The sequence below is a fragment of the uncultured Pluralibacter sp. genome, from assembly GCF_913775985.1.
GTDB lineage: Bacteria > Pseudomonadota > Gammaproteobacteria > Enterobacterales > Enterobacteriaceae > Pluralibacter.
Map to the genome: position 1 here is coordinate 1 of NZ_CAJYMB010000127.1, position 11,066 is coordinate 11,066.

9 protein-coding genes, 1 tRNA gene and 1 other RNA gene are annotated in these 11,066 nt (G+C 58.1%); 7 read left to right on the plus strand and 4 right to left on the minus strand.

The genetic code is table 11. The annotated features are described in order from the left end of the window. Nucleotides 1-108 precede the first annotated feature (108 nt). Together QZ766_RS15535 and QZ766_RS15540 are read right to left on the minus strand one after the other, a co-directional pair. Nucleotides 109-230: non-coding RNA, RtT sRNA (locus QZ766_RS15535), on the minus strand. Nucleotides 231-273: 43 nt separating this feature from the next. Further along, a tRNA-Ser gene (locus tag QZ766_RS15540) sits at nt 274-361 on the minus strand. Nucleotides 362-586: 225 nt separating this feature from the next. Between QZ766_RS15540 and ghrA the strand changes: the two genes are divergently transcribed. The 4 genes from ghrA to QZ766_RS15560 all read left to right on the plus strand — a co-directional run bounded on the left by ghrA (nt 587) and on the right by QZ766_RS15560 (nt 4,712). After that, nucleotides 587-1,525 (plus strand): glyoxylate/hydroxypyruvate reductase GhrA, encoded by a 939-nt coding sequence (gene ghrA, locus QZ766_RS15545; RefSeq protein ID WP_297203469.1) that lies wholly within the window; start codon nt 587-589, stop codon nt 1,523-1,525. A gap of 79 nt (nt 1,526-1,604) precedes the next feature. Then, nucleotides 1,605-2,342, plus strand: a complete 738-nt coding sequence (locus tag QZ766_RS15550) for a phosphatase (protein WP_297203471.1) — start codon at nt 1,605-1,607, stop codon at nt 2,340-2,342. Between the two features lie 23 nt (nt 2,343-2,365). After that, on the plus strand, nt 2,366-2,926 hold the full coding sequence (locus tag QZ766_RS15555) for a molecular chaperone (protein ID WP_297203473.1): 561 nt from the start codon (nt 2,366-2,368) through the stop codon (nt 2,924-2,926). Nucleotides 2,927-3,281: 355 nt separating this feature from the next. Continuing rightward, nucleotides 3,282-4,712, plus strand: coding sequence for a phospholipase D family protein (locus QZ766_RS15560; RefSeq protein ID WP_297203475.1), 1,431 nt, complete (start codon nt 3,282-3,284; stop codon nt 4,710-4,712). A gap of 44 nt (nt 4,713-4,756) precedes the next feature. Here the strand turns inward: QZ766_RS15560 and mdoC are convergent, their stop codons facing one another. Next, complete coding sequence (gene mdoC, locus QZ766_RS15565) at nt 4,757-5,908, minus strand: glucans biosynthesis protein MdoC (protein WP_297203477.1); 1,152 nt, start codon at nt 5,906-5,908, stop codon at nt 4,757-4,759. A 270-nt stretch (nt 5,909-6,178) separates the two neighbouring features. Between mdoC and mdoG the strand changes: the two genes are divergently transcribed. The 3 genes from mdoG (at nt 6,179) to QZ766_RS15580 (ending at nt 10,527) form a co-directional block, all read left to right on the plus strand. Further along, nucleotides 6,179-7,714 (plus strand): glucans biosynthesis protein MdoG, encoded by a 1,536-nt coding sequence (gene mdoG, locus QZ766_RS15570; protein WP_297203479.1) that lies wholly within the window; start codon nt 6,179-6,181, stop codon nt 7,712-7,714. Beyond that, nucleotides 7,707-10,235 carry a glucans biosynthesis glucosyltransferase MdoH gene (gene mdoH, locus QZ766_RS15575; RefSeq protein WP_297203481.1) on the plus strand — a complete coding sequence of 843 codons (2,529 nt, stop codon included), beginning with the start codon at nt 7,707-7,709 and terminating at the stop codon, nt 10,233-10,235. The genes mdoG and mdoH overlap by 8 nt, the downstream gene beginning before the upstream one ends. Before the next feature lie 64 nt (nt 10,236-10,299). Then, complete coding sequence (locus QZ766_RS15580; RefSeq protein WP_297203483.1) at nt 10,300-10,527, plus strand: YceK/YidQ family lipoprotein; 228 nt, start codon at nt 10,300-10,302, stop codon at nt 10,525-10,527. Between the two features lie 3 nt (nt 10,528-10,530). Here the strand turns inward: QZ766_RS15580 and QZ766_RS15585 are convergent, their stop codons facing one another. Next, the gene (locus tag QZ766_RS15585) at nt 10,531-10,905 is read right to left on the minus strand and encodes a MysB family protein (RefSeq protein WP_297203485.1); all 375 of its coding nucleotides are present in this window, start codon (nt 10,903-10,905) and stop codon (nt 10,531-10,533) included. Nucleotides 10,906-11,066: the final 161 nt, after the last annotated feature.

An 11,066-nucleotide genomic window follows, 5' to 3' on the forward strand; every position in this document is an offset into this window, starting at 1 on the left:
CAACTGGCTACGCCAGTTGTCGAACCCCGGTCGGGGCTTCTCATCCCCCCGGGTTGTGCAACATGCGAAAAAAAAGCCCGCATGTGAATGCGGGCTCTTCTTCAAATATGGCGGTGAGGGGGGGATTGACTCGCTGCGCTCGCCCTGCGGGCAGTCCGGACTGTCCAACTGGCTGCGCCAGTTGTCGAACCCCGGTCGGGGCTTCTCATCCCCCCCGGTAGTGCAACATGCGAAAAAAAAGCCCGCATGCGAATGCGAGCTCTTCTTCAAATATGGCGGTGAGGGGGGGATTCGAACCCCCGATACGTTGCCGTATACACACTTTCCAGGCGTGCTCCTTCAGCCACTCGGACACCTCACCATATTGTCTTTCCGGTTGTTACCGGAACGGGCGCTAATGTAGGGAAAAGCGTAACTTACGTCAACTCTCTTTTTGCTAAAACCGCGCGATTAGCCAAACTTCAACCAGCATGCGCGGGGATTAATCATCCTTTGCTTTTTTTATCATCAGCTTACCCCCGGGAATTGCCCGAAGTTTGCTATGCTGGCGCTGCACACGACATCGACATTCAGCAATGGAGCACGTATGGATATCCTCTTCTATCATCCGACCTTTGATAACGACCTGTGGATCCGCAAGCTGCAGGCGCAGATGCCCGACGCCCGCGTGCGGGAGTGGAAAAGCGGTGATAATGGTCCTGCCGACTACGCGCTGGTATGGCATCCGCCGGTTGAAATGCTGCAGGGAAGAGAGTTGAAAGCCGTATTTGCGCTCGGCGCGGGCGTAGACTCTATCCTCAGCAAGCTGAACGCCCACCCTGAAATGCTGCCGCAGAGCGTTCCGCTGTTTCGCCTTGAAGATACCGGGATGGCGGAACAAATGCAGGAATATACCGTAAGCCAGGTGCTGCACTGGTTCCGCCGCTTTGACGATTATCAGGCGCAAAAGCAGCAGCGCTGCTGGCAGCCGCTGCCGGACTATCAGCGGGAAGACTTTACCATCGGCATTATGGGCGCCGGTGTACTCGGCAGCAAAGTGGCTGAAAGCCTCAAGGGCTGGGGATTTCCGGTCAGGGTCTGGAGCCGCAGCCGCAAAAGCTGGCCTGGCGTCAGCAGCTTCGCTGGCCAGGGCGAACTGGACGCGTTTCTCTCCGGTACCCGCGTGCTGATAAACCTGTTGCCCAATACCCCGGAAACCGTCGGTATTATTAATCAGGCACTGTTAGAAAAGCTCCAGGATGGCGCCTATCTCCTTAACATCGCCCGGGGCGTTCATCTTATTGAAGACGATCTGATTAAGATGCTGGACGGCGGCAAAATCAAAGGCGCGATGCTCGATGTGTTTAGCCGCGAGCCGCTGCCGCCGGAAAGTCCGCTGTGGGCACATCCCCGCATCGCCATTACTCCGCACCTTGCCGCCGTCACTCGCCCTCAGGAGGCTATCGAATATATTGCGGACACTATTGGCAAGCTGGAGCAGGGGATGCCGGTCACCGGACAAGTCAACCGGGAGCGCGGCTACTGATGCTGCCGGGCGCAACAGACCGCTAATAAAGCAGGGGCAATTTTGCTATGCTTGCCCCAATAAGAAAGAGGAGAACCCGATGTACCCTGTTGACCTACACATGCATACCGTTGCCAGCACCCACGCCTACAGCACTCTGCACGACTATATTGCCGAAGCAAAGCGCAAGCAGATTAAACTGTTCGCCATTACCGACCACGGTCCGGATATGGCCGATGCGCCGCATTACTGGCACTTCGTCAATATGCGGATCTGGCCCCGGGTAGTTGACGGCGTGGGGATCCTGCGCGGTATTGAGGCCAACATTAAAAATACCCTAGGCGAGATCGACTGCACCGGGCCGATGCTCACCGGCCTGGATTTTATTATCGGCGGCTTTCACGAGCCGGTATTTCCCCCGCAGGATAAAGCGACCCACACTGAAGCGATGATTGCGACGATCGCCAGCGGCAACGTGCATATGATTTCACATCCGGGCAATCCAAAGTTTCCCATTGATATCGACGCGGTGGCCCGCGCGGCGGCGGAACACCATGTGGCGCTGGAAATCAATAACTCCTCATTCGTCTCCTCGCGTCCGGGCAGCGAAGCCAACTGCACCGCCATTGCCGCAGCGGTAAAAGCCGCGGGTGGCTGGCTGGCGCTGGGCTCTGACTCGCACACGGCGTTTACCCTCGGCGAGTTTACCGAGTGCCGTAAAATTCTCGACGCCGTAGACTTCCCCGAAGCGCGCATTCTCAACGTGACGCCGCGCCGCTTCCTCGATTTCCTCGAATCTCGCGGCAGGCCGCACATCCCCGAGTTCGCTGAATTTTAATTTTTTACTACTGGAAAAATTGCATGAACGAGTTTTCAATCCTCTGCCGCGTGCTGGGATCGCTTTACTATCGACAGCCGCAGGATCCGCTGCTGGTGCCGCTGTTCACCCTGATCCGCGAAGGCAAACTGGCCGCAAGCTGGCCCCTTGAGCAGGACGAACTGCTGGCGCGCCTGCAAAAAAGCTGCGATATCCAGCCGCTGGCCGCCGACTATAACGCGCTTTTTGTGGGTGAAGACGCCAGCGTCCCGCCGTACCGCAGCGCGTGGGTGGAAGGCGCCAGCGAAGCCGAAGTGCGCAGCTTCCTCTCTTCCCGCGGCATGCCGCTGAGCGATACCCCTGCCGATCACATCGGCACGCTGCTGCTCGCGGCCTCATGGCTTGAAGATAACGCTGCGGAAGACGAGAGTGATGCGGTAGAAATGCTGTTCGCCGAGTATCTGCTGCCCTGGTGCGGCACTTTCCTCGGAAAAGTAGAGGCCCACGCCGAAAGCGCCTTCTGGCGCACGATGGCGCCGCTGACTCGTGACGCGATTGCCGCCATGTGGGACGAGCTGGAAGAAGAGGAAGAGGGCGGCGAATAGCCGCGACCGGTCATCTTTATCGTGCCGCCGGGGTCGCAATAGCCGGCGGCATGCTTTACGTCTTGTCCGTTATCCCCCCGATGATTCTGAAAAATGCGCGATTGTGCAGCGGCTGCCTGAGCCCAGCCGCATCTAGCCTGTGTTATCTGCGCTAAGCCGAACACCTGCCCGCCGCATCAGGTAAAAAATCGCGCTATGCTTTACCCAGGCCGCAGCGGTATTTCGCCCGTCAAAGAGAAAGCTACTTTTGCTTAAGAAGGTCCTGCCGATCCGTTCTAAAGTTATTAGCCTGGGCCGGATGCGCGCGGCCCGCTTGATTGTCTTTCATATTATGAAAAGGAAACAGACCGACGTTATGCATAATAATAATGAAACACATCTGGGCCGGGTTCTGGCAGATGAGCTGGCTGCCCATCCGGGCGAGTGCGGCATTTTCACCCTGGAAGAGGGGCTGGAGGCTTTCGCCGCCCGCTATCAGCTGGCCGAAACCGCCGAGCGAACTCTCGACGTTCAATACTACATTTGGCAAAACGACATGTCGGGCCGGCGGCTGTTTAAGGCCCTGCTGGACGCGGCAAACCGCGGCGTGAAGGTACGCCTGCTGCTGGACGACAACAACACTTCCGGCCTGGACGATATTCTCCAGCTGCTGGATGCCCATCCGCGCATCGAAGTGCGGCTGTTTAACCCGTTCTCTTTTCGCACCCTGCGCATGCTCGGCTACCTGACCGATTTCGCCCGCCTTAACCGCCGGATGCACAACAAAAGCTTCACCGTTGACGGGCTGGTGACCATTATCGGCGGGCGCAACGTGGGGGATGCTTACTTCGGCGTCGGTGACGAGCCGCTGTTTGCCGATCTCGATGTGCTGGTGGTGGGGCCGGTGGTGAACGACGTGGAAGCCGACTTCGAGCGCTACTGGAACAGCCGCAGCGTTTCAACGCTCAGGCATGTTCTGGCCGATGACACCACTGACGCTGCCGCCAGGCTTTCCGCAGAGCCGTCGGACGATCCCGAGGTGCGCCGCTACCTGGATAAGCTGGCCACCACCACTATCGGTAAACGGCTGGTGAACGGCAGGCTGCCGTTTATCTGGGCGAAGGTCAGCCTGCTCAGCGACGATCCCCGCAAGGGGCAGGGGGATGTGCCGCGCAGAACGCTGCTGGCGGAGCGCCTGACTAAAGTGATGGGCTCGCCCACGCAGCAGATTGATATTATCTCCGCCTACTTTGTGCCGGGACGCGCCGGGGTTGCGCAGATCCTGCAGCTGGTGCGGCGCGGCGTGAAGGTGGCTATTCTGACCAATTCCCTGGCGGCCAACGATGTGGCGGTCGTCCATTCAGGTTACGCCCGCTGGCGGAAAAAACTGCTGCGCCACGGCGTGGATCTGTTTGAACTCAAGCCGCTGCAGCACCCGCGCCCTGGCGTACACGACCGGGGGCTGACCGGTAATTCCGGCTCGAGCCTGCATGCCAAAACCTTCAGCGTCGACGGAAAAAAGGTCTTTATTGGATCATTCAATTTTGACCAGCGCTCGGCGATGCTCAATACCGAAATGGGGCTTGTCATCGACAGCGAAGCGCTGGCGCAGCGTATTCATCACCGCTTTCAGCTCAGCCAGCGCGAGGCCGCGTGGCAGCTGCGCTTAACGCCGCAGGGCAAAATTGAGTGGCTGGACCGGGAGGACGGCAAGTTACAGGTGCTCGATAAAGAGCCGGACGTGAGGCTGTGGCAGAAAATCCTGGTGCTGCTGGCCTATATGCTGCCGGTGGAGTGGCTGCTGTAAGCGTCGCGGGCGCTGCTGCGCCCGCGATTTTAGGTGGGAACCGATCAGGCGTGCACCGACGGAGCGTTACGCTGCGGCTTGCCGGAAAACAAGAAGCGCAGCAGCGGGATCCGCAGGTGGATTTCATACAGGATCAGCGCGCTGCCTACCACGAATACCAGTCCGGCGAAAAAGCCCAGCGTATTGGAGTGGATCAGCGGCGTTATCCACGCCCCGAACAGCAGCGTCAGCGGATGGTGAACCAGATAAATAAACAGGGACGCGTTCACAAAGTAGGTTACCCGCGGCGAATGGGAATTGAGCAGGCGGTGGCCAAATGAGAAAACCACGTTAACCATCCACAGCCCCAGCAGCATGGTGATCACCGCTTCGGTCTCATACATCCAGCCGTCGCCGCTGCCGTAGTGCTGGTTCAGGCGGTAGGCGATAAAGCCCAGCAGCGAGGCCACCGCGCACCAGGGCGAGGGCGTGACGAACAGCGCTTTCAGGCGCGGATTAATAAATGCCTGCGCGCCGAGAATAAAGAACGGCAGATAGAACAGCGTCTGCATCATCACAAAGTTAAACATCCCGTCGCTGAGCAGCGGGGGATAAACCAGCAGCAGCACCCGGCGCAGCGCGGCGTACAGCAGGCCGAACCCGAGAAAAATCACGCTCAGCTTGCCCATAGTGACATCAGCAAAAATGGCGTCCGTCGGATTGCGCGCGTGGCGGCGCAGAGAAGCAAAAAGCCCGAGTCCCAGGGTGGTCAAAACCACCAGCACCAGCAAGAACCAGAGGTGGGAAATAAGCTCCCAGCTCAGGGTGTTGTATTTTTCATACAGGGAGAGCGCGTGCCAGTTTTCACCTTTTCCCGTGGCGTGCTGCAGCATCAGAAATTGCGGCAGCGTCAGCAGGGGAATGGCAGTGAGCATCGGAATACCGACTCGCTCAACGCGTACCTTCCACCACTTCTTCAGCGGATAACGCAGAAAAAGCATGTAGGAAAAATAGCCGGAAATAACGAAAAACACCTGCATGCGAAACGAATGAATAAAATCATTGAACAGCGTTAGCCACCATGAAGGCTCGGCGCTGTTGACGTGCCATGCGTGACTTGAGTAAATCAGCGATATATGAAAAGGGATGCCGAGCAGCATCAGCCACGCGCGGATAGAATCGAGGAAATACTCACGTTGGTTCGGTACTTTACTCATAAATTCAACGTATTCTCAGACTAATCGCCTTATCGCACCGTGCTGTTAAGGCTAAATTGTCGCTAACCCTACACCAGTACCCGTATATCTGTCTCCAGGACAAACGCGCAAAGTGCAACTAAGGATGACGATTGTTTACTCCATAAGCCACTGGGCCGAACAAAAAGGGGATTATGTTGTCGGATTGCCTGAGTTTCCAGTAAAATGGATCGGATCGATTTAAGCACACAAAGGGGGAAGTGCTTACCTATTATGAACAAGAAACCACAGATGATGAAACTGCGTTGGTTATGCGCAGCCATAACGTTGTCCCTGTGTACTTCATCTGCATGGGCATTCAGCATTAACGATGTTGCGAAGGACGCGCAGTCTCTGGCTAAAAAGAGCTACGAGGCGCCTAAAAGCAACTTACCCTCCGTTTTTCGCGATATGAAATACGCGGACTACCAGCAAATACAGTTCAATCACGATAAAGCGTACTGGAACAATATCAAGACGCCGTTCAAGCTTGAGTTTTATCACCAGGGGATGTATTTCGAAACGCCGGTTAAGATTAACGAAGTTACCGCAACAACAGTAAAACAGATCAAATACAGCCCGGACTATTTCAACTTCGGCAACGTCCAGCACGATAAAGACACCGTAAAAGATCTCGGTTTCGCCGGATTCAAAGTTCTCTACCCCATCAACAGCAAAAATAAAAACGATGAAATCGTCAGCATGCTGGGCGCGAGCTACTTCCGCGTGCTCGGCCAGGGCCAGGTGTACGGCCTTTCCGCGCGCGGTCTGGCCATTGATACCGCGCTGCCGTCCGGGGAAGAGTTTCCGCGCTTTCGCGAGTTCTGGATCGAGCGCCCGAAACCCAACGACAAGCGCCTGACCATTTACGCGCTGCTGGACTCTCCGCGCGCGACCGGCGCCTACCGGTTTGTGATTATGCCGGGCCGCGACACCGCTGTGGACGTGCAGTCTAAAGTCTATCTGCGCGACAAAGTGGGCAAGCTCGGCGTAGCGCCGCTCACCAGCATGTTCCTGTTTGGCTCAAGCCAGCCGTCTCCTACCGTCAACTACCGCCCTGAACTGCACGACTCCAACGGTCTGTCCATTCATGCGGGCAACGACGAATGGATCTGGCGTCCGCTGAATAACCCGAAACATCTGGCGGTCAGCAGCTACGCAACGGAAAATCCGAAAGGCTTTGGTCTGCTGCAGCGCGGGCGTCACTTCTCCCGCTATGAAGATTTAGACGATCGTTACGACCTGCGCCCGAGCGCCTGGGTCACGCCGCAGGGCGACTGGGGTAAAGGTACCGTTCAGCTGGTGGAAATTCCGACCAATGATGAGACCAACGACAACATCGTCGCCTACTGGACGCCGGATCAGCTGCCTGAGCCGGGTAAAGAGATGAACTTTAAGTACACCATCAACTTTACCCGCGACGAAGACAAGCTGCACGCCGCCGACAGCGCCTGGGTTATGCAGACTCGCCGCTCGGTCGGGGACGTGAAGCAGTCGAATTTGATTCGCCAGCCGGACGGCACCACCGCCTTCATTATTGATTTTGTCGGCACCGAGATGAAGAAGCTGCCGCAGGATACTGACGTAGCGGCGCAAACCAGCATCGGCGACAACGGCCAGATCGTGGACAGCAACGTTCGCTATAATCCTGTGACCAAGGGCTGGCGCCTGACGCTTCGCGTGAAGGTGAAAGATCCGAAGAAAACTACCGACATGCGCGCGGCGCTGGTTGAAGGCGATCGGACCCTGAGTGAAACCTGGAGTTATCAGCTACCTGCCAATGAATAAGATAACCGAGTATATCGACGCGATGCCCCTCTCCGAAACGGAGAAGGCGGCATTGCCGACATCTGACTTTGCCTCGCTGCAGCACGCGCTGGACGATTCGCCGGAGCATTTTGCGCGGGAAGATGATTCTCCGCTGGGCTCTGTGGACGCGCGTCTGAAGCAGGCCTGGCCGGAGAGCGCATCGCCAACGCTGGTTAGCAAAGACGACGAGGGCCGCGCCCAGCTGAACGCTATGCCGAAGGCGACGCGCTCCTCGATGTTCCCGGATCCGTGGCGCACCAACCCGATTGGCCGCTGGTGGGACCGGATGCTGGGCCGCGACGTGACGCCGCGCTATCTGGCACGCCTGAGTAAGGAAGAGCAGAAGCACGAAGAGAAGTGGCGTACGGTAGGCTCTATCCGCCGCTATATTCTGCTGCTGCTGACGCTCGCTCAGACCGTAGTTGCCACCTGGTATATGAAGACCATCCTGCCTTATCAGGGCTGGGCGCTGATTAACCCGATGGACATGCGCGAGCAGGATCTGTGGGTCTCCTTTATGCAGCTGCTGCCTTACGTGCTGCAAACCGGGATCTTGATTCTCTTCGCGGTGCTGTTCTGCTGGGTATCAGCAGGCTTCTGGACGGCGCTGATGGGCTTTCTACAGCTGCTGATTGGCCGGGATAAGTACAGCATCTCCGCGTCTACGACCGGCGACGAGCCGCTGAACCCGGAGCACCGCACCGCGCTTATCATGCCTATCTGTAACGAGGACGTGGATCGCGTCTTCGCGGGTCTGCGCGCCACGTGGGAATCGGTGAAAGCCTCCGGCAACCATAAGCACTTTGACGTCTATATCCTCAGCGACAGCTACAATCCTGATATCTGCATGCAAGAGCAAAAAGCATGGATGGAGCTGATCGCCGAAGTGCAGGGCGAAGGGCAGATTTTCTATCGCCGCCGCCGCCGCCGCGTGAAGCGCAAAAGCGGCAACATCGATGATTTCTGCCGCCGCTGGGGTAACCAGTACAGCTACATGGTCGTGCTGGACGCGGACTCGGTGATGTCCGGCGAGTGCCTGAGTGGCCTGGTGCGCCTGATGGAAGCTAACCCGAACGCGGGCATCATTCAGTCGTCGCCGCGCGCCTCCGGGATGGATACGCTGTACGCGCGCTGCCAGCAGTTCGCCACCCGCGTTTACGGTCCGCTGTTTACCGCCGGTCTGCACTTCTGGCAGCTGGGCGAGTCGCACTACTGGGGTCATAACGCGATTATTCGCGTCAAGCCGTTCATCGAGCACTGTGCCCTGGCACCGCTGCCGGGCGAAGGCAACTTCGCCGGCTCCATCCTGTCTCATGACTTTGTGGAAGCCGCGCTGATGCGCCGCGCGGGATGGGGCGTGTGGATTGCCTACGATCTCCCCGGTTCCTATGAGGAGCTGCCGCCGAACCTGCTGGACGAACTCAAGCGCGACCGCCGCTGGTGTCAGGGTAACCTGATGAACTTCCGCCTGTTCCTGGTGAAAGGCATGCACCCGGTACACCGCGCTGTGTTCCTTACCGGCGTCATGTCCTATCTCTCCGCGCCGCTGTGGTTCATGTTCCTGGCGCTTTCTACCGCGCTGCAGGTGGTACACGCGCTCACAGAGCCGCAGTACTTCCTCCAGCCGCGCCAGCTGTTCCCGGTGTGGCCGCAGTGGCGACCGGAGCTGGCAATAGCCCTCTTTGCGTCAACCATGGTGCTGCTGTTCCTGCCCAAGCTGCTGAGTATTATTCTGGTCTGGTGCAAAGGGCCGAAAGAGTATGGCGGCTTCTTCCGGGTAACGCTTTCCCTGCTGCTGGAGGTGCTGTTCTCGGTGCTGCTGGCGCCGGTACGTATGCTGTTCCACACCGTGTTCGTGGTCAGCGCGTTTCTCGGCTGGGAAGTGGTCTGGAATTCGCCGCAGCGCGATGACGACTCCACGCCGTGGAGCGAAGCGTTCATGCGCCACGGCTCCCAGATGCTGCTGGGTATCGTGTGGGCGGCGGGCATGGCGTGGCTTGACCTGCGCTTCCTGTTCTGGCTGGCGCCTATCGTCTTCTCGCTGATCCTCTCTCCGATCGTGTCGGCTATTTCCAGCCGCGCCACCGTGGGGCTGCGCAGCAAGCGGGCGAAGCTGTTCCTGATCCCGGAAGAGTACCGCACGCCGAAGGTGCTTGAGGATACCGATAAATACGTTACCCTCAACCGCGCCCGCGCGCTGGATGACGGCTTTATGCACGCCGTATTTAATCCGTCATTCAACGCCCTGGCCACCGCCATGGCCACCGCGCGCCATCGCAAAAGCCAGGTGCTGGAAATTGCCCGCGACCGGCACGTTGAGCAGGCGCTTAACGACACGCCGGACAAGCTTAACCGCGACCGCCGGCTGGTGCTGCTGAGCGACCCGGTTACCATGGCGCGTATGCACTACCGCGTCTGGTCAGCCCCGGAGAAATATTCGTCGTGGGTTAACCACTACGAGACAATAACGCTTAATCCCGCGGCGCTGAAAGCGAAATAACCCGCGCGTTAAGCTAAAATACCGGCCATCTGGCCGGTATTTTTTTATCTGAAAGAGAGGGTTTGTGAAGCTACTGAGCGTTGGGCTAATGGTGATGTTGCTAAGCGGCTGCGGATCGGTGATTAGCCGCACCCTGCCGGGGCAGGGGCACGGCAGTCAATACTATCCCGGCGTACAGTGGGATCTGCGGGATTCGGGCTGGCGCTGGCTGACCGTCCTCGATCTGCCGCTCTCGCTGGTATTCGACACGCTGCTGCTGCCCATAGACTACCAGCACGGCCCATGGGAGTAGCTGCTAGCGCTCGTCCCACTCATCGGCGGCCGCCTGGCCCTCTTCGGTATCCAGCGGCGGTTCAAGCTGAAATTCACCCTCGTCCCACTCGTGCAGGGTGTTCTCTTCCTGCCACTCCTGGGTCAGTTCAATTTCATCGAAGTCGCCGTCAAAGACGGACTGGGCGGCTTCACCGCTAAGTATCGGCAGGCCGTCGCCTTCTTCGTCTTCATCGGCAGCAAACGCTGCCTGCCACATGATGTCCCCGTCCTGCAGAATGTATTTTTGCAGATTTAGCTGGGCAACGGCCGGTGTTTCATCGGCGTCTGCCGGGTGGTCTGCGGCAAACTCTTCGCGCGCGGCATCAAGAGCTTCTTCAAGCGTGACGTACATAGTCATGTGTTTCTCCCTGCAGTTAGACGTGGTTTCAGACAAGAATAGTCGAAGTTTGTCAGATGCAAATGAAAGACGGAAAAAATCATCCGGATAGCTTATTTGCTGGCGCAGAACCGCCGTCTTTACCACCGGGCCGCGGGCGGGTGCGCCGCATGCTCACTGCG